Here is a 24968-nt window from a genome sequence, read left to right as displayed (position 1 = left end):
AATTGGCAATTTGTTTTTCAGCTTCAGCTAGGAATGTTTTTTCGTATAATCCCTTGTCAATTAAAGGTTTAAATGTAGATGATTTATTTAAGTCGATAGCTTCATCTAATCCCTTTGCAAGATTACGGATTTGTTCGAATGGTGAATTTCAAAAACGAGCTCAGTAAAAAGCATCGACATTGTTTAATTCTCCATATTTCTTTTGTTCCCCTTTACGAGCTAGAATTTGATCAATGATTTTGCTTCTAGTTTCAATTTTGTCTTTACTATCTGGATTGCCACAACTAGCTGTAATAGCAGCCACTCCCCCTAAGGCAGCAACGGCTCCAAAACCTAATAAAGAAAAACCAAGGATTTTTTTATTAATTTTTTTCATGAATAATCACTCTTTCTATTGATGAACACAGTTAAGACATATTAACTGTATGTCACCTTTTTCTTTTTCACTATGATTGTACCAAATATTATAAAAAGTGACCCGCTATCAGCACCTATAATTTACAAAAAAATAAAAAAGAAAAAAACCGCAGCTTTTTGCTACGATTTTTTAATTAATTTAGAGCGTTGGGTGTGTGTTAATTGTAAAGGTTCTTCGCCTATAAAAATGGTTACTTCTACATTTAAGTCAGCTATTTGAGGATCTTTCGTTTCATAAATTTGTAGGTCGGTCACCTTAACTTTTAATTGATTAAAAGGTGGTTGGTTTTTATAGGTTTGAATTTGTGCAAAGGCGGGATTATCAATGTTTAGAAGTAATGCTTCATCACCGAGCTTTTTAATTTCGTGCGCTGAGAGGTTTTTATATTCTGGTTTTAGTTGGACACCAAAATAATCAAGTTGTAACTCTTCGTTTTTTGCAAGTGCCTCTTTTAAGTATTTTTTATATCGGCGTTTTGTATTGTACGTTTCTAATTCTTCTGCTGAGATATACTCTTGAATATGTTCAATTGTTTTTTCTTGATTTTGATAAGTAATTTTAATTTCAAAAAATAAGATGTTTTCACCTAGTAGACGAGGTTGATTAACGATTTCATAACTTAATTCGTCAGGATTAATTTGGTCACTAGGCAGGAAATTGGGTTTGATGATTTTAAAAATAGTATAGTCTTGCGGATCTTTTTCGTTCTGTGAGAAACTTTTTAAAGCTTGTGCAGCAGTAATGGAATGAACACTATAACCATCATTTATTTTGATGATGGGTTTGTTGATCTTACGAAAAATAACTTCACTGATTTCTTTTTTAGCACAAGAAAAAGCGACACTAGGTATTGTGATACATGCGCTTAGAGATAAAGCTAATCCGAAAATAATTTGTCGTTTTTTTAGTTTTTTCATTTTTAAATCACCATGACAACAACTTGTTCTTTATTTATATTGATTTTATCAATTTTTACTTTGATTTTCATATTAATAGACAAATCGTCGTCTTTTGTAATTAATTTATTAGGTGCAAAAACCGTTTTTGGAAGTCCGATATCAATGAATAAACCAAAATCTGTTACGTTTGTAATAATTCCATCGTATGTTTGGTTAATTTGTAGGTCATAAAAATTTTTCAATTGATTTCAAAACATTAATGAGCCATAGTTATCACGGATATCGTATGTGGGATTACTTAAAGCTTCAAGAATGTATTTAATAGTTCAGTGTGAAGTACTAAACTCCTGACTTAATTGGTTATATAAAGCATCATTTAGATTAATTTTAACTTTTTGAGCTATTACGTCTTCTGGTTTGATGTTTAACTTTTGCATAAGTTGTTTAGCTAATAAATAATCATCTGGATGAATAATAGTACTATCAAGGATTTCAGCAGAATTATGCACTCGCAAGAAACCGATAGCTTGCAGGTATACTTGTGATGTTACATAAGGAATATTTTTGATTTCTTCGCGTGATTTAATCGTTTTATTGGTTTGCAAGTACTTCATAATACTACTAGCAGCTCGTTTATTTAAGCCAGAGATTTTGGCTAGTAAATATTTATTTGAAAGATTAATGTCAACACCCACTTGGTTTACGCAATATGAAACGCAGAAGTTTAACTCTTCCTCTAACATTTTATTATCTAAATCGTGTTGATATTGTCCGACACCAATGTTTTGTGGATCAATCTTGATTAATTCACTTAAAGGATCTAGAACACGCCGTGCGATACTAATTGCCGAACGGATATTTACTGGACAATCATTTAACTCCTCATTAGCAATCTCGTTAACAGAATAGGCCGATGCACCATCTTCATTGACGCTTACAAAGGGGATGGATAGATTTTGTTTCTTTAAAAACTCATTGATTCAAATTAATGTTTCAGTGGATGCTGTTTTATTGCCGATGGCGATAAGACGGACTTGTTTTTCAGTTAAAAGAGTAGCAATAATCTGCTCAGCTTCGTTTATTTTATTAAACGGTGCATGCGGATAGATAGTTTGGGTAGCTAAAACATTGTTGAAGGCATCGATGACTGCAATTTTGCAACCATGAGCAAAACCTGGATCAATACTTAAGACTGTTTGTGGTAAAACAGGTTTAGTTAACAATAAATGTTTTAGGTTATTGCTGAAGACTTTAATACTTTGTTCTTGGGCTTTGTTTGTTAATTCCTTGTGTACGCTATTAATCACAGCCGGAAAGACTAGACGTTTTAAACCATCTTTGGCAGCTTTGGCAATATATGGTGCACAATCTGTCGCTCTTTTTTTATGATATTTGTTAGCCATGAAATTAATAATATAATCTTCGTCAAAAAGAAATTTTAAAGACAATACTTTTGCTTCAACAGCACGGTTAATTGCCATTATTTGATAAGCCTTTAAAAAATTGATTTTATTTTTTCAATCATAATATAAATGATATTTTTCTTCCTCATCCAGTTCTTTTTTAGCTAATTTGGTCTGAACATAACCATAATTTCACAAACTCTTTAAAGCCATTTGTGAACCGATTGGATCTTGTGCAATAATAGCAGCTATAATGTCGCACGCTTTATCAATGGCCACATCTACTGTTGGTACTTGTTCGTTTACAAAATTGGCAGCGGCCTGTTTGACATTGGTTTTGAAATCGTTTTGCATAATTAAATCAGCTAGGGGTTGTAAACCTAACTCGATGGCTTTTTTTGCTCTTGTGACTCGGTTTGTCATATAAGGTTCATATAATGTCTCTAACTCACTAAGTGTATTCACACTCTTAATAGCGGTTAATAATTCATTAGTTAATAAACCTTTTGTTTGTAAAGTTTCAATGATGAATGTTTGGCGTTTTTCTAATTTTATTAGATAAGCATAACGATCAGCAATCTTCTTAATTAAATGTTCATCCATGTTATTAGTTTTGGCTTTTTGATAACGCGCAATATAAGCGATGGTGTTTTCTTGTTCTAATAGTTCTAAAACATTTTGAATATAAGTTTCATTAATGTTTGTTTCAGCACTCATGGTGCGAATGATATCTGCGTATGTTTGCATCTAAATACCTTATAGTTCTTCTGATATAGTTATCATTTATAATTTATAATTATATTTAATTGTATGTTAATTGGTGGTATATGAAAAAACAAATTAGAAAAAGAATTTGACAATGAGGGATGTTAACACTTGGATTGGGTATGGGTGCTATAGCCACAACAAGTTGTGGATTAATACGACGTTTTTCAGATATTCATATTCAACGAAAAGCGTATGCGATAAAACTATTACCCTTAAATGAGTATGAAAAATTACCATCTGAAATGACAGATGAAATGATTTTAAAAAGTTTTGTTTTTGTTAGCAAAAACAAACAAAAGGAGTTCATTTTAGAAACGGCTAATTTATCTGTAATTGAGAAAAAATCAGATGATAAACACGGTTCTCTAGATGTTATGTTGCACGAACGTACGAGCGGTGAGTTCTTTTGGGTCCGGATTTCTGACACATTTATTAATGAAAAAATTTATACAGAAATTGCAGATGTTCGCGATATAACACCACAAACATATACACTAGATAAATTATTGAATTTAGAGGGCACACCCTTTGAAATAATTAATAGCAACCCATATTATGCAGAATATTTACAAAAAGCCAATCGCTATTATAATCAGTCAGAACGAGATGACGAAGTTGTACAGTTTTATGCAAATAAAACCGGTTTTTTGGGTTTTAATACTGACGAAGAAACGCGAATTGATATTCTAAAAACAACAACATTTAGACAATCTTTAAAATATCAAGTGTCATTTTTAAATTACATTGAACGTAATAAACTCTTAGAAGCTGATGTCATGGAAACTGATTGGGATGTGGATATTAATGTTGTTAATCAATTAATTAAGAAAAACCCCTATGGATATTTACCGAGTGGATTTTTACAATTTTTCAATTGATTGAGCCCAATGGAATATAATCATTTATTAAAAAGTAAAAAAATATTCGCCAACGCTGTTTATGTGGAAGGGATTAGCTTCCGTTCATCAGATCGTCATGGAGAATTAGAATTCTATATTTTATTGTCAAATGGCAAGTATATTTACAAAAAAATTAATCACCACAATAGTTTACTAAAAACTAATGAGGATTATTATCGATATATTTTTGATCGAACAATTAGCTTAAATATGTTACAAACCAATGCTGAAAATAATTTAAATATTATCAGTGGAACAGGATTTATTTTAGATCGTATTCCTACAAATGAACCAGATACATATACTTTTTTAGTGGCCACAAATAATCACGTTTTAAATATGCGATCATATGATGATGAAAAAGACTCGACCAAATGGTTTAACAAAGATTCTTATGATAAATTTTTAGAAGATAATAAAGCAGAAATTTCTAATGAAGCATATGAGGACAAGGATCGCTATAAATACCTTCTATGAGGAAAAGCGCCAAAGAAGTCAGCTATTTCAAATAGCTTTTCATCTATTAACGGTGTAGGTTTTTCTGAATTATCGAAGGTTTTAGATTATACAGAGGATAATTATAAAAACACTTTCTTTTTTGCGCCACAATTAACGGGCCATGATTTTGTTTTAGGAAGTAATAAAAAGGAAACCAAAAACATCGATAAAATAGATAATGGAACTATTGACTTTGTTGTTATTAAAATGACAGTTAATAAAAAAGATGTTGATAAACAACTGCCAGAATTAAGTAAAATTATAGGAACACCGAATGAACAGGCATGATATGTTAATTACCAAATTAACTATCCATACCACCCACAAGTAACGACTTTCTCAGCCGGATATGTCGGTGCTTCTGATGACTCAACTGGACTGAGCTTATGAAAAGGGTCAAAAGGGGTCGGTAATCTAGTTATAAGTAGTCAACACGTATTGCAAAACACCAATATTTTAACAAACGGGAAACATCCAACTGGCTCAGATGATTATCGTTATAACATCGGTAGTCAAATATATAGTTCTGATGAATTGGGAACTTTAACAGCTGGTTCAAGTGGTTCAATGATAATTGATGCTAATTTCAATTTAGTTGGAATCCATTATGCCGGTTTAGAAGAAGGCACTGGAAATAATCAAAAAAACTCTATTATTGGGAATATGCTTTTTTCTTACAGTCCTGATTTAGATGGGGACGTGGATGCGATTGGCGCCTTGAGAACGTATTTAAAAGCAAATAACATATATACAATCAAACTTAATAGAAAATAAAATTCATGGAGGTAAGAATGAATTTAAATAAAACATATGATGTAATCGTTGTCGGTGCAGGACATGCGGGCTTAGAAGCCTGTTTTGCTGCAGCTAAATCCAATTTATATACTTGTCTAATTACTTTAAAAAAGAAAAGTATTGGTTTAATGCCGTGCAATCCATCGATTGGTGGTCCTGCGAAAGGGATTGTCACACGCGAAATTGATGCTTTAGGAGGTATGCAGGCAAAAGCAGCGGATGCTTGTGCGATGCAAATGAAAATCTTAAATTCATCAAAAGGTCCAGGTGTGTGAGCTATTCGTTCGCAAACTGATAAGGTTGCTTACCATGAATGATTTGTGAAAGCGGTTGAACAACAAGCTAATTTGGATTTATACGAGGCGGAAGTTACTGATTTGCTTGTTGAGGATGATCAAATTAAAGGTGTTGTTGTAAATGGGAATGAACAATTACACGCTTCTGTTGTTATTTTAACAACGGGTACTTATTTGCAATCAGTAACCCATAAAGGATCATTAAAAATTAATGAAGGACCAGATGGTTTAAATAATGCTCAATCTTTATCTCATGCCTTAAAAAAATTAGGTTTTGAACTGATTCGTTTAAAAACAGGAACGCCACCACGAATTAAAAAAGATTCGATTAATTATGAAAACATGATTTATGAACCAGGAACTAATGATCTGATTGCTTTTAGTCATTATCAACCAGTATATAAACCTTTTGAAGAACAGTTACCATGTTACATCATTCATACCAGTCAAGAATTACATGAGCTTATTAACGCTCACCTAAAAGATTCGGCGATGTATGGAGGGATGATTGATGGTGTTGGACCACGTTATTGTCCATCTATTGAAGATAAAATTGTTAAGTTTGCTAATAAACCTCGACACCAAATTTTTGTAGAACCCGAATCATATTCTTTAGATTCCATTTATTTAGGTGGTTTTTCTACGTCGATGCCCACTGATGTTCAAGAAAAAATGATTCGCATGTTACCGGGGTTAGAAAAATGTGAAATTTTAAAATATGCTTACGCCATTGAATATGATGCAATTGATCCGACTCAACTTTACCCAACGCTTGAATCTAAAAAGATAAAAAATTTATATTTTGCTGGCCAAATTAATGGTACAAGCGGATATGAAGAAGCTGCTGCGCAAGGTTTGATGGCAGCAATTAATGCTATATTAAAATTACAAAACAAAGCACCATTGATTTTAAAAAGAACAGAAGCTTATATCGGTGTGATGATTGATGATATTGTAACTAAAGGGATTGTTGAGCCATATAGATTATTAACTTCACGGGCTGAACACCGCTTATCATTAAGAAATGATAATGCTGATGATCGTTTAATAAAATATGGTTATGATATTGGTCTAGTATCACAAGCTATGTATGATGATTATGTGCAAGCACAAAAAACATTTAGTGCTGTTATCAATTGGTTAAAAAACACCACAATCGGCCAAATTGATCAATTAAAAAACACGACGACAAAAACTAATGTCAGCTTATTTGATTATTTAAAACGTCCAGAAATTAAATTAGCAGATTTATTAGTTTATCAAAACATTTTTGACGATTTAAGTACACAATTAATTTCAAAAATTCAGATTGCAGTTAAATATGAAGGTTATATTAAAAACCAAGAAGAGCATTTACGACAATTACAAAGTCTGGATACATACAAACTCGACCCCACAATCGATTATCATCAAATCCCCAATATTTCTTTAGAGACAAGAGATAAATTAGCAAAAATTCGACCGCTTGATTTACAACAAGCGTCACGAATTTCGGGAGTCAATTTAGTTGATATTGCGATGATTAAATATTACTTGGAGCATAAAAAAGATGAATAAAGAAACATTTATTAAAAAGGTTCATGAACTTTTTCCGCATGTAAGTGCGACACAAATTGATTTAATTCTAGCCTATAAGAATTTAGTGCAAGAATATAATCAATATTTTAATTTAACACGTTTAGACGATGAGTCAAAAATTTACCAAGAATTCTTATTAGATTCACTTTTACCATATGCTGATTCAAGTATCATGCCAGTGGATGTTAAGAAGAAATTGATTGATATTGGTTCAGGATCAGGAATTCCTGGCATTTTAATTGCAATCGTTTTTGCTTCATATGATGTTGTTTTATTAGAAGCGAATGCTAAAAAATGTACATTTTTAAACACTGTTATTGAGCGATTAAATTTGCAAAATGTTCAAGCGTGAAATATGCGAGCTGAAGAGATGACTTTAGATATGCGTGAGTCATTTGATATAGCGACTGCTCGGGCTGTGGCGGGTTTATATAAGATCTTAGAAATATCTACCCCATTTGTTAAGGTGGATGGACTTCTTATTGAACCAAAAGGGCTAGCATACGAGGCTGAAATTAACGAAGCGTTAAACACAATTAAGACATTGAACCTGTCTTTAATTAAACATAATGCTTATATTTCAAGCGACAAATCAAATAATGTTTTGGTATATCGAAAACTAAAACGAACAAGCAAACAATACCCACGTAAGTGAGCGCAAATAGTGGCTAAACCATTATAAAACAATATAATTATTTAATTTGCTTTTTATCCAGTTAATTTTGTGCCGTTTTAAACGAAAAATGATATAGTTAAAGAGAAAAAAACGGAACATTAAATTTATGTATTAACAAGGTAAAAGGTGAAAAATGAAGGATAAAGTTTATAGAGATTATGCTTTTAATGGGGATATAATAAACCATTAGAAAGATATTCCGGCGAAATAAGCATTTTTAACTTTCGACTGTGTAATGTCTCAAACTTAAACACAGGTAGTGAATCGCATACAGAGGCGTCTTTAGATATTATGGATCGAACATTTGGGTTTGCACACGGTATAGGTGCATTTAATTCCAGAACAACAGGAAATCTATCGGCACATAATTCAACACGACAACTCAATAAACTTACATATACATTTGTAGGGATGTTTGATAAGAGTAATCGAACGGTTTTAAAAATCTTAAAATTATTTGATCAGCACAAAGAAATTTATAGCAAAATTATGGATACTAAATCCTAATTTGCCATGCCGGTTAAACGCAAGGTTTCTCCATGATGAATTATATGTGGTGTATTTTTTGTTTTATCATTATGTCTTTTAATCCCTTATGTAATAATGCCAGAAACAGAAGCGGGTAGAAGATGTTCTGAAGTCTCTGGTTTTTTGGATTGATTAGTTTTATCTTTTTTATTATTGCAATTGTTCGCTACAAGAAAAAAAAGAACAAGCCTGAATCATAAAAATATATTGTCGATCTGAAGAACATTCGTAAAAGTTATCAGCATCATTATTTAGTTATAGCGGAATTAACCAAGCAAAAGGCTGCCATATTAGCTGAAGCAGCTTACTTACAAAATAAGGAGTTGGAACTAGAATACCTTCTTGATAAATTAATAAATTAAATTACGAAGAAGATGTTTATAATCGAAATGATATAACAGTTTACTTAGACATCATTAAACATGACTTTTCCAACTATGGAATTAATGTAGGCGCAGAGGAAGCAGCGATTATAGAAGACAAACCACTTTTAGAATAAGGCTTTATCACAGATGTTTATTTATAAAAAACACCGCTTAACAATAACGGTGTTTTTTTGATTTATATTTTTATAAAAAAGAGTCCTATAAGGGTGCTTTATCCTGTTTAATTTGAGTAAGTATATATTGTTGGTAATAATCGGTTTCTGACAAGTTCATACTCTTTGCATTACGTGCATTTTTAAATTTTAAAAAGGCAACCATTAGGGCAGTAATTGATAATAATGAACTACCAACGCACATAATAATTCCTGGGACAAGATATCCAGCAATAAATCTTTGGTAATTAAAGATTAAAACAGTTTCGTTTTGCTCATTTATAAACTTACCCACAGCAAACACTTTAGCATAAGGACTAACAGTCGCTAATCCGACACCGTATATGGCTAGGAAGGCGCTTGCTAAACCGGTTAGCAAGAACAATCAGAAGTTTAGTTGGGCTGTGTCCTTACTCTTTAATGTTTTAATTGTTTGTGGCAAAACACTTAAAGCGAGCAAGGTTGTACCCACAGCCGAGAAAACAGACGTAGCCACTTCAGTGGCACTAGCGTGCGCAGAGACCTCTAAATTAATGTTACCCATCTCATCGTAAAAATTGGGAATATCACTGATACTATTTCACATATAAAAACCTACCTTTATTATCTTTAAATATTAATGGTACTATATTTTGCCATATATTCTTCAATAAAAAGATTTTTGTTTTTACAAAATAGACAATAAAAAAAGAAGCCACAGGCTCCTTTTAAAATAATTTTTTTTATCTTTTCTGATTATTTGTTGATTTTTGCATTAATTGGGTAGTGTAGGTTGCAGTATTCTAATTCAGACATACCTGCTTTTTTAGCTTTGTTCATAATTGAAATTTTCACTGATAGAACGATGATTGTTAAGATCAATGATAATGATTCTGAAACGGCTACTAAAGCGAAACCACCTGGTGATAAAGAGAATCCTAATCATGCAAAGATTGTTAAGAATGCTAGACCTAATACAGATAAAATTCACATTCCTAATGATAATACTTCTGTACGTTTAGATTTAAGAGTAGCAACTACCCCTGGTACATAAGCGATAAATACTAGAACAGCACCAATTACTTGGAAGAATACTGCTCAAGGGTGAATAGGGAAACCATAAGTTTGTTCAGCGTCACCCATTTGGCTAAAGATAACATCTTGATTAACAATGAAACCATTGTCAATTGCTTGAGTTTCAGTTAATGGAGCAGTGACTTTAGTAGCACTTTCTGCAGCTTGTTGTAAAAATGATAACATGACTATTTAGCTCCTTTTAAATTTAATGTTGGTTTGATGTGAACTTCGTAGTAATCTAATTCAGACATACCAGCTTTTTTAGCTTTGATTTGGTTTGCAAGTTTAACGAATGCTACCATGAATGATGTAACAGCCATGAATCCTTCACATGCAAGTAAGAAGATACCTGGTACTAAGAAACCAGCTACATATTCTTGATAATTGAAGATACCTTTACCTGTATCTGATGTAACCCCTACTAAGAAAGCAGAAGAGTTTGTTTTTACTGTGATTAAACCAATACCATAAAGAGCTAAGAAAGTTGTAGCTAAACCAGTTAGGAAGAATAATAAGAAACTTAAGCTTGCTGTATTACGATCCTTCATAGTTTTAATTGTTTGTGGGAAAACACTTAATGCGATAACAATTGTACCGATAACACTGAATACAGAAACTGCAATTGAAATTCCAGATGCAGCAGAACTATCTAATTTACTTAGATCAGCACCGCTAATGATCTTTGCAAGATCACTATCAGGAAGGATGTAATCAGGTGTTGTAATATTTTGTAATATACTCATAATTGTATAACTTCTTTCATTACTTTTTATATATGCATATTTATATTACAACAAAAATGTAAAGTTATCACATTTTTAAAGCGATTTTTTAAAAAAAGAAAAATTTAATCGATTTGAGATGATTTGTTAGCATGTAAATCAGCTAAAAATTCATCAACAACCCCCACACTAGCTCCGCGGCGAATATATTTTCACTCATCTATATCGATGATTGTTGACGGTTTGGTAGTATTAGCATTCCCTTGAACATATAAAACATTGTCCTTTGCCCCGAACTTAAAGACAGCTTCTTGTTCGTTAAGAACAGGATCTTCACCAGACAAGTTTGCACTACTGCAATATAGTGGTCCGAGCTTCTCTAATAGTTTTAAAATGGGTCGACTATTAGGCATACGGTAGGAAATGTGATCTTTAATTATAGTAATTTGTCCTGGTCAGATAATATCTAGGAACTGTTTTTGTGCAACAGTTAATTCCCCTAATAGAGAGTAGTCAGCAATAAAACGAACAATCGGTTTATTTGCAGGACGTTTTTTAAGGGCATAAATATTCTTTTCATTTTTAGCTAAAATTCCCATGATTGTATCAGTGGGTAAAACGACGCACTTATTAGCAGCTAAGGCATCTGCAATTATATTGAGCTGGTTAAAATTGTAGGTTTTCATTATTTTCTCCCTTGGATGATTAATATCCGATCATAACCTTCATAATCTTTTTTAAAAACATAATCTTTTATTTTACATTGTGCTAAGAATTTTATTAAATGTGCCCTTTGGTCATACCCAATTTCAAAAAATAAGGTACAAGCAGGATTGGTTTTTAAAAAATACTCTTTAATAATATATATATAAAAACTCAATCCATATTCATGATGGACATCCACTAAGGCATTATATGGGTCATGCATTAGGACATTTTTTGATAACTCGTAATTAGGCATAATATATGGTGGATTACAAATTAACAAATCAAATTTTTGTGGACACGTTTGTAAAAACAACTGATAATCTTGATTATAGAGCTGTGCATTTAAATTATAAAGTTTTTGGTTTTTTTGTGTATTTTGAATTGCTAAAGGGTTGATGTCGACGCACGATAAGTTAATTGGATGTTCTAATAAGACGCTTAAACCTAAAACACCTGTTCCACAACAAACATCAACAACGTTTAACTCTTTATTTGTTTTTTGATTTTTTAGATAATTTAAAGCTTCCGAAACTAATAGCTCACTTGCTTGTCGAAAGATAAAAACACCATCATCAACATATCATTGACGATGATAAAAAAACCCTTTTTTAGCTAAACGCTCAATCGGGATGTTTAGATTAACGTGCTGGTTTCATAAGTCTTCAAAAAGATGCTGGTCTTCTTCTTTGATGAGTTGATTAAAGACAGCATATAAACTTGTTAAATCAGTAATATGGGGATTAATTAGATTAATTAAGTGAATGATTATTACTGGATTAAGATTTTTTTGGCAAGCTTTTTGGTAATAAACTTGATAAAACGCTTGGTAGGTCATACTAGATTTCTAAATTTGTCATTAGAGTAGTTTGTTCATCAGCAATCAACGGATCAATGATTTCATCTAATGTCCCTAGCATAATATGTTCTAACTTGTTCAAAGTTAAATTAATTCGGTGGTCAGTAATTCTGTTTTGTGGATAATTGTATGTCCGGATTTTTTCTGAACGATCACCCGTTCCAACTTGATTTTTTCGTAAATTAGAAAATTCTTCGTTTTGTTTACGTTGTTCTTCTTCTCACAATTTTGAACGTAACATTTTCATCGCAGTTTCTCGGTTTTCGATTTGTGATTTACCTTCTTGACAAGCAGCCACAACACCCGTTGGGATGTGTGTAATACGAACAGCTGATTCAGTTCGATTAACGTGCTGTCCACCAGCTCCACTAGCTCGATAAGTATCAATTCTTAAATCAGAAGGATTGATGGTGATATCTACTTCATCTTGTTCTGGTAAAACAGCCACGGTAATAGTTGATGTGTGGACACGACCTTTTGATTCAGTTGCTGGAACACGTTGGACACGGTGTACACCAGATTCAAATTTCATACGTGAATAAACTTCTTCACCAGAAATCATAAATGAAATAAAGTTGAAGCCAACTGATGAGGGAATCATTTCAATAATTTTCATTTTTCAGTTACGAGATTCAACATATGCTCGATAAGTATCAAATAAGTTACCAACGAAAATAGAAGATTCATCACCACCTGCCGCCGGACGCATTTCGACAATTACGTTCTTGTCATCATTGGGGTCACTTGGTAATAAAAGAATTTTTAGTTTTTCTTCAATTACTGGAATTTGTTCTTTAGCTTCGTGCAGTGTTAATTGTGCTAATTCAAGCATATCGTCATCTTTTTCGGTTTTTAAAATTTCTTCAGCATAAACACCATTATTGATAGCTTGTTCATAATCAGTAAAAACATCAGCAACTTGGTTTGTTTTCTTTAACTGAATGTTAATTTCTTTCATGCGTTTAAAATCGTTAGAAATAGTTTCTAACTCTTTTTTTAGTTCATTGTTTTTTACAACAACCTTTTTAATTGCATCAAATAATTTTTTATTATATTCCATAAAATTTCTTTCTTTTAAGTTTGTAAGATAAAAAATAAATAACAGCGGCCTGTTATTTATTTAACAATTTGAATGTCAATAATCCAAGCACTTGAAATTAAAATGCTTATAAATTAGTTATTTCCTAAAACATCAAAGCCACTTGCAGGACGTGATTTTGGTTTTTTAGTAACTGTTTTCTTAACTGGTTTGTTTTGCATGTTTTCTTTAGCAGTTTGGAACTTAGAATTAAGTTTTTCAGCACGACCACGTAATGTAGTAGTAGCGTTTTGTTTTCCAATGTAGAAAGAGTGGCAATTAGAACAAACTTCGACAGCCATATCTGGAGTTTTAAATGTAGTTAAAACAGGATATTCTTTTTGGCAAGTCACACATTTAAAAACAGTTTCATTTAAATTTAAGTGAATGTCTTTCATTTTATACTTCCTTATATTCTTAAATAATTATCATCTATTAATTTTCATTAATATGCTTGATTTCATGTTTGAAAATTTAATACTTACTCTTAATTATATAATAAGAGGAATAAAAACGCAATAATTAAATCTGCAAACAACTTTATTGATTTTTTGAAACATATTCAATAATATGGTTCAATTGTTGCTTAAATGTATCGTCTTCATCTGCCTTGCGTGCGACTTTATCAAACGCATACGAAATCGTTGAGTGGGATTTCATTTTTAAGACTGTAGCAATTTCTGTAAATGTCATGTTTAAGACTCGTCGTAAGACATAAATGATAATTGATCTAACCCATACAACTTCTTTTCGCCGTGTATCTGAGAGAATTAATTGTTCATTAATATTCATATATTGTGCAATCATCGTAATAATCTTGTTAGGATCTAATTCGTTTTCTATCATTTGTAAACCGATACCAGATTGAGCACATTTTTCTTGCAAGAAAGCTAATTCAATATGGCTGACTTTTTCATGACTGTTCATTGCTCAATAACTAATTTGTTTTAGAAAACCAATCAATTGTCTAATGTCTTTATGAAAGTTATAAGCAATATATTCAATTGCTTCAGTAGAAATGCTAAATTGTTTATTAATTGTCAGTCAGTTATTAATAATATCAATGGCATCAGCAATACTAGGATTAGATAGTTTGATTTGAATACCTGAAGCTAAACGAGAAATCAGGCGAGTTTCAAAAGCCACCAACTCACTAGTTTTTTTATCACAAGTAATAATAATTTTCCCTCCATTATTAATAATGGTGTTGAAAATATTAAAGAACATTTCTAGCGCCTTAGCCTTATCACCTAAATTTTGAATGTCATCAATAATTAATAATTCAGCAGCTTGAATTTCATTTTTCAGTTGTTCAACTACGTGTGCTCCTTTAAAAGCAGCAGCGTTGAAACGTCTAAAATATTCGGCTGCTTCAATATAATAAACAACCTTTGTAGGATTATTTTTATGATATTCATTGGCAGCAGCAGCGACTAAATGGGTTTTACCAATACCAACCTTTCCAAAAATGAAGATGGGGTTAACTTGGGAGTAAACAGGATATTCAGGACTTAATAGTTGATAGATAGCATTAATTGCATCCATGTTATATGTAGTCTTTACTAAGCGCGAAAAAGTTAATTCTTTTAATTCTTTTTTGAAATTAACAATTTCGGTCTGAACAGGTTTTTCTAATGTCTTAATTAATTGTGATCGTTCGTTTAAGCGTGCTACTTCTTGGGGAGATAAGAACAAAACTTCTTGCACAGGCTGATTAAAATACTCGAATTCTTTAACTAAGATTTGTTTCAAAGTTAAATAATAAGTTGTAGAAGCAAGCAGACAAACGTGTGGATCATCAACAACAATTTGTAAAATATTATTGTCAAAACCGTAAACTTTTGATTTAATTAAAGTGTTGACTAGTCGAGGATCAATGGTAGATGAAGAAACAGAATTAAGCGCATTTGTGTATTTTTTTTGAATTTCTTTAATCATTTAGACACCTCAGACGAAAAACATTGTCATTCTTAAAAATTATAAGATATTGATAAACAATTAGATATATATTATTATATAATAGTTATTAAATGCTATAATTTTTTAATATGTTTATAAATTTGAAGGTGGTGTAGATATGAAAAGAACTTTTCAACCAAACAATCGTAAACGTGCTAAAACTCATGGTTTCCGTGCTCGTATGCAAACTAAGGATGGTCGTAACGTTTTAGCGCGTCGACGTCTAAAGGGAAGACATAGTTTAACTGTTTCATCTGAAAGATAAAACAATATGGCTAAATTTTTTAGTCTCAAAAAAAATTTAGATATTTTAAAAATTATCAAAAAACACCAAAAAATTTCAACAAAGATCATGTCTTTCTATTATGCTTTTAGTGAGGAAGATAAACCATGCGTGGCTATATCTGTTTCAAAGAAACATTTTCGATTAGCAACCACGCGAAATCGCATTAAACGTTTAATTCGTGCTTATTTAAATAATTTAAAGTGCGATTTTAGTTATTGTAAAATGGTGATTATTGTGAACCCATCTTTCACCGATGGAGTTTTTAATCTTAATGCCTCTGTCGTTGAAAAAGCGGTTTTAAAAATAATGAAAATTAGAAAGGAAAAGAGATGGGAACAAAAATAGATAAAAAAGCTGTTGTTAACCGTTTAAGTTATTCAGTAGAAAACTTTTCTGGTGCCCAAACAGCTACATCGCATCTCAAAGCTCGTAAAAAGAAAATTACTAGCTTGTTAGTAAAGATTCTTAAGGGTATCATTTACGCTTTCTTTTTAAGTATAGGTTTATATGGTTGCTTCCAAAATATGGCCAACCATTGAACAGTTCAGTCGTTAGTTGTTGGTAATGGATTAGAACTTGGTTTTAATGCCGATCCAGCGAGTGCATCAGGTGATATTCGATTTGACTTGATATATAACGGATCTGGACCTTTCTATGCTTATAGCGACTTTACCTGAGCCTATGGTCCTTTTTACGCTTTATTTGTATGACCTATTGGTCAAATCTTATTACACTTTTTATATGCAACGCGTGATTGACCAGTTGGTTTAAATGTTATTTTAGGTTTAATAATTGTTTTATTTATTATTCGTTTAATTACTGTTGCAATTACAGCACGTGCAACATTTCAATCTGAAAAAATGAGCGAAATTCAGGGTAAAATCGCTGAGATTAATGCTAAATATAAAGATGCAAAAGATATGCAATCACGTCAGAAAAAACAACTGGAAACACGTGAATTATATCGTAAGCACGGTATTAAACCTCTGGCTCCATTTGAGAGTATGATAATTACCCTTCCAATTTTCTTAATTATTTATAGAGTAGTAACGATTTTAAGATACTTAAAATTCATCAGTTTATTTGGAATTTGAGATTTAACACAAACACCAATCTCACAATTATTCTCAAATTTCACAAACGGTGGATGACATTATTTATTCTTTTTATTACTAGTTATTCCAGTACAAATTATTTCGCAAAAAACTCCACAATGATTAGCAAAAAAACGTGGTCGTGGAGCAACAACTGTTGGTGCAAAAAACCAACAACAATTAAAACGATCTCGAATGACACAAAATATTATTATGATAGTGTTAGCTGTTGTAGTTGCTATTTCATCATCTGGGGTAGGGTTATACTGATTCTTTAATGCGATCTTTACAATTGTACAATCTGTTATTATTCATAAAATTATTATGAAACGAAGAACAATGAGTACTACACGAATAGATTCTAAATTAGCGAAATTAGGTATTAGTTAATGGCAGATAAGAATGTTAAATTCAAATTACAAAAAGAAAGTTTTGTTCCATCCAAAAAAATGGGGCAAAACTTCTTGCTGTCTAATCAGATAAAAAAACAAATCGTACAAGCGGCCGATATTTCAAGCGAAGACTTGGTAATTGAGATTGGTCCAGGGTTAGGAGCTATCACTGAATTTTTGGTTCAGGAAGCTAAATTTGTACAGGCAATTGAACTAGATAAAAGATTGTTTAACCATTTAACAAAAAATATTAAAGAAGCAAATTTCAGCATCATTAATAACGATGTTTTGAAAGTTGACTTTGATGCATTAGTGGCAGAATTGAAAAGCAAAATGCAATTTAACGACGTCAAAGTAGTGGCTAATTTACCCTATTCAATTTCATCAAAAATCATTGAAAAATTAATTAAAACAACGAGTATCAAATACAGCTATGTGATGGTGCAAAAAGAAATGGCTGATCGTGTTACTGCAAAGGTGAATACAAAGGACTATAATGCTTTTAGCGTTTTTGTCCAATTATTCGCTAATTTAAAAACGCTCTTTCACGTTCATCCAAAAAACTTCTATCCTGCACCTAAAGTTGATAGTTCAGTTATCATGATTGAAAACCACGACGTATGTGAACATTTTGATCACGGCCAGATGTTAACTTTCTTGCGTTTATGTTTTTTGAATCGGCGAAAAAAATTGCTGAACAACTTATTAAATAAGTATGATCGCAATCAGATTATCCAAGCATTTTTAGCCGAGCAAATTGATATTAACGCAAGGGCGCAAAATTTGACACAAGCAAATTTTGTGAATTTGTTCAAAATATTAAATAAGGAGATGCAAAATGAAGATTAAAAAGATAAGAGCTCACGCCAAAATAAATTTGGGGTTCAATATATTAGAGAAGCAACAAAATTGTGCTAAACACGATTTTGAATCTATCTATATTCGTGTCGATAATCTGTATGATGAAATCGAAATTAGTGAATCACCAAAACCATATGATATTGTTACTTACTTTATTAATGATAAAGAGGTTCTAGTTTATAGTCGACTAATTTATAAAACTTTAGATTATATTCGCTCACAGCATTTTAGTAAGAAATATTTTATGGTAAAAATTAACAAGAACATTCCTATTGGATCAGGCTTAGGTGGAGGTTCAAGTGATGCTGCTGCTGTGTTACGAGGTGTTTTAGAAGAACACCAATTAACGTCATTAAATTACTATGAAATCGGAACATTATTAGGAGCGGACATCCCTTTCTTCTTATCAGATTATTCATCTGCTTTTGTAACTAACTTAGGGACAAAATTAACAGATTTAGGTGGTTTTATTAACTTCCAATATAATGTCCACATTTTGAACATTAATGTTAATACACAATTAATTTATCAAAAATACGATCAATCAAATTATCAAGAAGATCGCAATGATTATGTCAAAATAATCGATCAATTACGTGTAGGCGAAATACCTGATATTATTCACAATAATTTACAAGAACATTGTTTTGATTTATATCCTGCGATTCGCCACCGTTATTGCGAACTATCAAAAGACTCGAACAATCTAGTGTTATTATCGGGTTCAGGTAGTTCATTAATCTCAATTAATAAATTCCAAAATAAGGAGTAAAAAAATGGCTGTAAGAACACGTTATGCGCCGTCGCCAACAGGACATTTACATATTGGTGGAGCACGAACGGCTTTATTTAATTATTTATTTGCAAAAAGTATGGGTGGTCAATTTATCATTCGAATTGAAGATACTGATATTGCACGAAACATTGAAGCGGGGATCGATTCCCAATTTAATTTTTTACAATGATTAAGCGTAGAATCTGATGAATCATTAAAAAATCCTAACCCGCAATATGGACCATATCAACAATCATTAAAATTCACGCACTATGAAGCTTTAGCAGAAAAATTAGTAACAGAAAAGAAGGCTTATTATTGTTTCTGTTCAAAAGAACAATTAGAAGCGGACAAAGAGTTTTGTCAAAAAACCCAACAAACATATAAATATAACAAACGTTGTTCATTTCTATCTAAGGAAGCAATTGCTGAGAAGATGCAAGCAAAAATTCCTTACACAATTCGTTTGTTAATCCATGAGCAAGAAAAATTTGCTTGAAACGATTTAATTCGTGGACCAATCGAAATTCATGCGGATGCATTAACTGACCCGGTGATTTTAAAATCAAACCGTATTGCGATGTATAATTTCGCGGTTGTAATTGATGATTATGAAATGGCTATTACACATGTAATTCGTGGTGAAGAACATATATCAAATACTCCATACCAACTAGCTATTAAAAAAGCGTTGGGATATAATGATTACGACATTCAATATGGACATTTATCAATTATCGTTGATGAAACTGGTAAAAAATTGTCTAAACGGAATTTAGCACTAAAACAATTCGTTGAAGAATATGCTGCTGATGGTTATGTTCCTTTTGCTGTAACTAACTTTATTAGTTTATTAGGTTGAAGTCCTAAAAACTGTGAAGAGAAAATGACTTTATCCGAAATGGTTGATCAATTTAATCTACAACAAGTTTCTAAAGCGCCAGCCTATTTTGATATTCAAAAAATGAATTGATTTAGTAATTTATACTTTAAACAAATGAGCGATGAAGAGTTTAACACTTTTTTAACAAATCACGAATTAACTAAGGCTCTGGTAGTTAATGATAAAGACTTTATAAAAAAAGCTCATTTATTCAAAAAAGAAATTTATAATTTACAACATTTATTAAGTTTGCTGAATGAACATTTCAGTATCAAAGATCATTTAGAAGATGCGTTATTAGCTGAAATTAATAACGAAAGTGCTCAACAGGTGATTACTATCTTCTATGATTTATTAAGTAAATCAGAAGAGTTTAGTCCTGAAGCAATTAGTGCAATGATTAATGAAACAAAGAATCGAACTAACCTTAAAGGTAAATTGCTATTTATGCCGATTCGAATTGCTGCCACATATAGCATGCACGGACCAGAACTAGCACAAATGATTTATTATTCATCAAAAGATCAAGTGATGAAGAACATGTTAAAAATATTGGAGATTTATAAATAATGCGTATTAATGATTTAAATTATATTAACGACCCAATCTTGGGGGTTATTACTTTTGAAGATGATCCATGAGCAATGGAAATTATTAATTCCAAAGAATTTTGAAGATTACATAAGGTAAAACAATTAGGTACATCACATGGTGGCTTTTATTCAGCATCACATACTCGTTTTACTCACTGTGTAGGTGTATATTTCGTAGTTAAGAAAATGTTATCTAAAATCAATTTTATAGAAAGTGATACAGATAATTTACAAGCTGACAAAATTGTTGTTAAAGCCGCAGGTTTATTACATGATATTGGACATGGTCCTTATTCGCACTCGTTTGAAGAAGCGCTAGGCAATTATAATCATGAACAAGTTGGTTTAAACATCATCACAAATCCTAATTCAGAAATATACCAAATCCTAAAAAAACACAACATTGATCCTCATCGTGTTGCTTCTGTGATTGACCATACTGTGGACAAGAAATGAATGCACCAAATGATTTCTAGTCAAATTGATGCCGACCGTTTAGATTATTTACAACGGGACTCACATTATTGTGGAGTGAAATTTGGTTTACTTGACTATGATTTATTATTTGCTTCAATGATTGTTTACCAAAACGAAATTGCTTTCCACAAAGGCGCTTGAAACGTAATCGAAAACATTTTGATTTCACGTTATGCAATGTTTGAAAATGTTTATTATAAAGACATTTCAGTGACATATGACACGCTGATGCAAAAAACACTAAAGAGAGTTTATGACTTGTATCAGAAAAAACAACGTTTTAGCAATCCACAAGCATTACAGATCTTTCTTCCTTTTTTAGAAAATAAAGAGTGAACATATGAAGATGTTATGTTGCTTGATGACTCATCTTTCTTAGAATCATTTAAATCATTTGCCAACGAAGACGATGATATTTTACGCACACTTGCCTCTAACTGATTACACAATAAAGAATTCATTACATATGAAACTGGTTTAGTTAATCGGGTATATCCAATTGATAATTCAAAAAAAGAATATTTTTATAAATCAACAGAGTATTACAACAAAAAAATTTATGATTTTTCAAATCCTGTTCGTTTGTATAAATATAATAATAAAAACGAAATTAAAATCTCACTTTTAGAAGATATTAGTATTTATATTAGTGCTTTGAAAAATGAAGAAAAAATGAAACATAAAAAATATATTTTCTATCGTATTAACCCCGATGGAAGAGACGAATAAGGAGTTTATAAATGAACAAAAAATATATTGATATTGCTTATGAAGCAATTGTTAATGACAAGGAAATTCAAAAACAAAAATGCAGTTTTAACTTTGATTTTATCGTTCACAAAATTGTGGATAATTCAGATTTACAAACTGATGAAATGGTTCAACATTATGGTGAATTATATTCTGCTATTCTACAAGACCCACGTTTTATTTTAATTGCTGAAAAAGAATGAAATTTACGTGAACATTTATCATTAAAAGAAATTACGAAAATTGCTAACGCAATGTATGAAGTTGGTAGTTATAAAGATAATGACGTGGATGATAGTGAAGATGTTAAATTAGCTAAGATTAACAAAGAAAAAGAAGAAATGGAAGAGGAAGAAATCGCTCTTTCAGACTTTGAGTACGATACTGAAGATGATGAAAATCTGAAAATTGTATCTTCTGATGAAAACGATGTGGCAGATGATGACTTGGAGGATGACGAATAATGTACAAACATTTAGTCAACGCTCAAGCAATGGTTGCACACGCCAAAGCTAATAAGTATGCAATCCCTGCATTCAATGTGAATAATTTAGAATGATTAAAAACTATTTTATCAACTTTAAACCAAACGCGTACGCCAGCCTTATTAGCCTTTAGTGAAGGTGCTATTCGTTATATGGGTGGCTACGAATGTGTTGTGCATTTAGTTAACCACATTGCTGAATATTTAAAAGTTGATATTCCAGTTTGCATTCATTTAGATCACGGGACATATGAGGGTTGTTTTAAAGCGATCGATGCCGGATTTACATCTGTTATGTTTGATGGTTCTGCATTAGAGTTTGCTGATAATTTCCAAAAATCATCCGAAGTAGTTGCTTATGCACAAAAACATAATGTTTCTGTGGAATTAGAAGTTGGTGCTATTGGTGGTGTGGAAGATGACGTTGTTTCAGAAGGCGAACTAACCAAACCAGCTGAAGCTGTGAAAATGGCTGAACTAAAACCGAATATGTTAGCTTGTGGGATTGGAAATATTCATGGTTTATACCCAAGTAATTGAAAAGGTTTAAATTTTGCCTTGTTGCAAGAAATCAATGATTTAATTGAATCACCATTAACTTTACATGGTGGTTCAGGGATTCCTTTAGAACAAATTCAACACGCTGTTTCTTTAGGAATTAGTAAAGTGAATATTAACACAGAAGTGCAAATCGCTTATGCTCAAGCTTTACAAACATATTTTGCTAACAAAGATATTATGGCTAACAAAGCGTACGCTTTTCGGACAATTAATAACTTTGCTTGTGAAAAAATGAGCGAACAAATTACAACGCTTGTTTGCAATTTAAAAGCAGACAATCGTGTTTAAAAAGGAGATATAAAATGGCTTTAGCAGCAGGTATTGTTGGTTTACCAAATGTCGGCAAATCAACACTTTTTAACGCTATTACAAATTCGCGAGTTGAAGCTGCGAATTATGCCTTTGCTACAATTAATCCCAATGTGGGAGTAGTTGAGGTTAAAGATGAGCGTTTAAAATCCCTAGCAGGATTAATTACGCCAGAAAAAATTGTTTACACAAGCTTTAAGTTTGTTGATATTGCTGGTTTAGTTAAGGGTGCTAGTCAAGGTGAAGGATTGGGTAACCAATTTTTAGCAAATATTCGTGAGGTTGATGCAATTTGTCATATGGTGCGCTGCTTTGAAGATAAAAGTATCTTGCACGTGCATAATAAAATTGATGCCCTGAATGATATTGGTGTTATTAACTTAGAGTTAATTATTGCTGATTTAGATGTGATTAATAAACGAATTAGTAAGATCAAAAAGAAGGCCGAAGCCGGCGATAAGGAATCTAAAAAAGAATATTTAGTTTTAGAAAAAGCTCAAAAGGTATTATTGCAAGACCAACTTGCAAGTACTGGTGAATATGATGAAGAAGAATTAAAAATTCTACAAAACTTTCAATTGATTACAATGAAACCAGTTTTATATGTTGCTAACATTGCTGAAAACGAAATTCATGATCCAGAAACTAATCCAGAATATGTGAAAGTTAAAGCTTACGCTCAAGCTAATAATGCTAACTGCATCGCTTTATCTGCACGTATGGAATATGAAATCAGTGTTTTAGATGATGAAACGAAAACCATCTTCATGAATGATTTAGGCATGAAGCAAACTGGTCTTGATGCAGTGACAAAAGCAGCTTATGATTTATTAGATTTACAAACTTTTTTCACCTATGGAAAAATTGAAACACGAGCATGAACTTTTAAAAAAGGGATGAACGCCCAAGAATGTGCCGGAGTGATTCATACTGACTTTGCCAAAGGGTTTATTAAGGCAGAAATTATTAGTTATACTGACTTATTAAAACACAAGAGTGAACAAGCTATAAAAGAAGCTGGTTTATTACGAATTGAAGGAAAAAATTATATAATGCAAGACGGCGATGTTTGTCATTTCCGCTTTAATGTTACGAAATAAAAATTAATCGTTAGGTTAATTTTTTTATTTTATATATATTATAATATGCTTTATGTATTAACGAAGGAGATCATATGGCTAAGAAAAATGCTTTTAACAAACGGTTGGGTTGAATTGAATTAATTATGGGACCGATGTTTGCCGGGAAAACCGCTGAATTAATTCGTCGCATGGCACGATTAGAATATGCTGATGTTCAATACGTTATTTTTAAACCAAAACTAGATACTCGTCAAAATTTAATGGTTGCCTCTCGTAATGGAACTAAACTACCATCGATTGAAATCAACCAACCAGAAGAAATTTTGGATTATTTGATGCGTCAAGAAAATAAAGAAAAAAATATTAGTGTCATTGGCATTGACGAAGCACAGTTTTTCAATAGTAATTTAGTTGAAGTGTGTAATATTTTAGCTGAAAACAAATATGTAGTGATTGTTTCAGGACTAGATAAGGATTTTAAAGGGGAAACCTTTGGGTGTATGAACGATTTAGCAATCGCTGCTGATTATGTTACTAAATTAACAGCCATTTGTCATGTGTGCGGTAGTGAAGCGGCTTATTCTTTACGAGTAATTGATGATAAACCAGCGCGGTATGATGATGATCTAATTTTAATTGGTTGCAAAGAATCATATATTGCGGTTTGCCGTCATCATCACAAAGTTCCCGGTCGACCATACCGTTCAGAATTAAGTAAAAAATTTATTGAATTTGCAAAGGCTTAA

The 24968-nt window shown here is 31.7% G+C and carries 24 protein-coding genes and 1 pseudogene; 14 read left to right on the top strand and 11 right to left on the bottom strand.

The features are described 5' to 3' along the window. The 3 genes and pseudogenes from OF376_RS03045 to OF376_RS03035 form a co-directional block, all read right to left on the bottom strand. Positions 1 to 376 (bottom strand): annotated as a pseudogene (locus tag OF376_RS03045) (Vmc-like lipoprotein signal peptide domain-containing protein); the annotation flags it as partial. A gap of 161 nt (positions 377 to 537) precedes the next feature. Then, the gene (locus OF376_RS03040; RefSeq protein ID WP_263822049.1) at positions 538 to 1335 is read right to left on the bottom strand and encodes a hypothetical protein; all 798 of its coding nucleotides are present in this window, start codon (positions 1333 to 1335) and stop codon (positions 538 to 540) included. 2 nt (positions 1336 to 1337) lie between these two features. Further along, positions 1338 to 3467 (bottom strand): Tex-like N-terminal domain-containing protein, encoded by a 2130-nt coding sequence (locus OF376_RS03035; RefSeq protein ID WP_263822048.1) that lies wholly within the window; start codon positions 3465 to 3467, stop codon positions 1338 to 1340. A gap of 80 nt (positions 3468 to 3547) precedes the next feature. Between OF376_RS03035 and OF376_RS03030 the strand changes: the two genes are divergently transcribed. Genes OF376_RS03030 through rsmG form a run of 3 tightly spaced genes read left to right on the top strand, consistent with a single transcriptional unit; the run spans position 3548 to position 8236 of the window. Then, positions 3548 to 5659, top strand: coding sequence for a DUF31 family protein (locus tag OF376_RS03030; protein ID WP_263822047.1), 2112 nt, complete (start codon positions 3548 to 3550; stop codon positions 5657 to 5659). A gap of 17 nt (positions 5660 to 5676) precedes the next feature. Continuing rightward, on the top strand, positions 5677 to 7533 hold the full coding sequence (mnmG, locus tag OF376_RS03025) for a tRNA uridine-5-carboxymethylaminomethyl(34) synthesis enzyme MnmG (RefSeq protein WP_263822046.1): 1857 nt from the start codon (positions 5677 to 5679) through the stop codon (positions 7531 to 7533). After that, positions 7526 to 8236 carry a 16S rRNA (guanine(527)-N(7))-methyltransferase RsmG gene (gene rsmG, locus OF376_RS03020; protein ID WP_263822045.1) on the top strand — a complete coding sequence of 237 codons (711 nt, stop codon included), beginning with the start codon at positions 7526 to 7528 and terminating at the stop codon, positions 8234 to 8236. Before mnmG ends, rsmG begins: the two co-directional genes overlap by 8 nt. A gap of 1106 nt (positions 8237 to 9342) precedes the next feature. Here rsmG and OF376_RS03015 read toward each other — a convergent pair. The 8 genes from OF376_RS03015 to OF376_RS02980 form a co-directional block, all read right to left on the bottom strand. Then, positions 9343 to 9882 (bottom strand): PQ-loop repeat-containing protein, encoded by a 540-nt coding sequence (locus OF376_RS03015; RefSeq protein WP_263822044.1) that lies wholly within the window; start codon positions 9880 to 9882, stop codon positions 9343 to 9345. A gap of 149 nt (positions 9883 to 10031) precedes the next feature. Further along, complete coding sequence (locus OF376_RS03010; protein ID WP_263822043.1) at positions 10032 to 10535, bottom strand: hypothetical protein; 504 nt, start codon at positions 10533 to 10535, stop codon at positions 10032 to 10034. A gap of 2 nt (positions 10536 to 10537) precedes the next feature. Next, entirely contained in the window at positions 10538 to 11095 is a 558-nt protein-coding gene (locus tag OF376_RS03005; RefSeq protein WP_263822042.1) for a PQ-loop domain-containing transporter, read from the bottom strand. A 104-nt stretch (positions 11096 to 11199) separates the two neighbouring features. Next, entirely contained in the window at positions 11200 to 11760 is a 561-nt protein-coding gene (locus OF376_RS03000) for an L-threonylcarbamoyladenylate synthase (RefSeq protein WP_263822041.1), read from the bottom strand. Beyond that, positions 11760 to 12617 (bottom strand): HemK/PrmC family methyltransferase, encoded by an 858-nt coding sequence (locus tag OF376_RS02995; RefSeq protein ID WP_263822040.1) that lies wholly within the window; start codon positions 12615 to 12617, stop codon positions 11760 to 11762. The genes OF376_RS03000 and OF376_RS02995 overlap by 1 nt, the downstream gene beginning before the upstream one ends. Position 12618: 1 nt before the next feature. Then, positions 12619 to 13698 carry a peptide chain release factor 1 gene (prfA, locus tag OF376_RS02990; protein WP_263822039.1) on the bottom strand — a complete coding sequence of 360 codons (1080 nt, stop codon included), beginning with the start codon at positions 13696 to 13698 and terminating at the stop codon, positions 12619 to 12621. Between the two features lie 113 nt (positions 13699 to 13811). After that, complete coding sequence (gene rpmE, locus OF376_RS02985; protein ID WP_263822038.1) at positions 13812 to 14114, bottom strand: 50S ribosomal protein L31; 303 nt, start codon at positions 14112 to 14114, stop codon at positions 13812 to 13814. 142 nt (positions 14115 to 14256) lie between these two features. After that, positions 14257 to 15654, bottom strand: a complete 1398-nt coding sequence (locus OF376_RS02980) for a DnaA ATPase domain-containing protein (protein ID WP_263822037.1) — start codon at positions 15652 to 15654, stop codon at positions 14257 to 14259. Between the two features lie 139 nt (positions 15655 to 15793). Here OF376_RS02980 and rpmH point away from each other — a divergent pair, with 139 nt between their 5' ends. The 11 genes from rpmH to OF376_RS02925 all read left to right on the top strand — a co-directional run bounded on the left by rpmH (position 15794) and on the right by OF376_RS02925 (position 24968). Then, the gene (gene rpmH, locus OF376_RS02975; RefSeq protein ID WP_263818122.1) at positions 15794 to 15940 is read left to right on the top strand and encodes a 50S ribosomal protein L34; all 147 of its coding nucleotides are present in this window, start codon (positions 15794 to 15796) and stop codon (positions 15938 to 15940) included. Positions 15941 to 15946: 6 nt separating this feature from the next. Then, the gene (gene rnpA, locus OF376_RS02970) at positions 15947 to 16306 is read left to right on the top strand and encodes a ribonuclease P protein component (protein WP_263822036.1); all 360 of its coding nucleotides are present in this window, start codon (positions 15947 to 15949) and stop codon (positions 16304 to 16306) included. Continuing rightward, positions 16291 to 17445, top strand: a complete 1155-nt coding sequence (gene yidC / locus OF376_RS02965) for a membrane protein insertase YidC (RefSeq protein WP_263822035.1) — start codon at positions 16291 to 16293, stop codon at positions 17443 to 17445. The genes rnpA and yidC overlap by 16 nt, the downstream gene beginning before the upstream one ends. Beyond that, a complete protein-coding gene (rsmA, locus tag OF376_RS02960) occupies positions 17445 to 18296 on the top strand; it encodes a 16S rRNA (adenine(1518)-N(6)/adenine(1519)-N(6))-dimethyltransferase RsmA (protein WP_263822034.1) in 852 nt (283 codons plus the stop codon). Before yidC ends, rsmA begins: the two co-directional genes overlap by 1 nt. Continuing rightward, entirely contained in the window at positions 18286 to 19080 is a 795-nt protein-coding gene (locus tag OF376_RS02955; protein WP_263822033.1) for a GHMP family kinase ATP-binding protein, read from the top strand. The genes rsmA and OF376_RS02955 overlap by 11 nt, the downstream gene beginning before the upstream one ends. A gap of 4 nt (positions 19081 to 19084) precedes the next feature. Next, the gene (gltX, locus tag OF376_RS02950) at positions 19085 to 20536 is read left to right on the top strand and encodes a glutamate--tRNA ligase (protein ID WP_263822032.1); all 1452 of its coding nucleotides are present in this window, start codon (positions 19085 to 19087) and stop codon (positions 20534 to 20536) included. Beyond that, entirely contained in the window at positions 20536 to 21765 is a 1230-nt protein-coding gene (locus OF376_RS02945) for an HD domain-containing protein (RefSeq protein WP_263822031.1), read from the top strand. Before gltX ends, OF376_RS02945 begins: the two co-directional genes overlap by 1 nt. Positions 21766 to 21776: 11 nt before the next feature. Then, positions 21777 to 22250 carry a DNA-directed RNA polymerase subunit delta gene (gene rpoE, locus OF376_RS02940; protein ID WP_263822030.1) on the top strand — a complete coding sequence of 158 codons (474 nt, stop codon included), beginning with the start codon at positions 21777 to 21779 and terminating at the stop codon, positions 22248 to 22250. Next, a complete protein-coding gene (locus OF376_RS02935) occupies positions 22250 to 23119 on the top strand; it encodes a class II fructose-bisphosphate aldolase (RefSeq protein ID WP_263822029.1) in 870 nt (289 codons plus the stop codon). Before rpoE ends, OF376_RS02935 begins: the two co-directional genes overlap by 1 nt. Before the next feature lie 14 nt (positions 23120 to 23133). After that, entirely contained in the window at positions 23134 to 24240 is a 1107-nt protein-coding gene (gene ychF / locus OF376_RS02930) for a redox-regulated ATPase YchF (protein WP_263822028.1), read from the top strand. A 74-nt stretch (positions 24241 to 24314) separates the two neighbouring features. Further along, positions 24315 to 24968, top strand: coding sequence for a thymidine kinase (locus OF376_RS02925; RefSeq protein ID WP_263822027.1), 654 nt, complete (start codon positions 24315 to 24317; stop codon positions 24966 to 24968).

The organism is Ureaplasma miroungigenitalium, from assembly GCF_025780085.1.
Lineage (GTDB): Bacteria > Bacillota_I > Bacilli_A > Mycoplasmatales > Mycoplasmoidaceae > Ureaplasma > Ureaplasma miroungigenitalium.
This window is presented reverse-complemented; position numbering and strand designations above follow the sequence as displayed.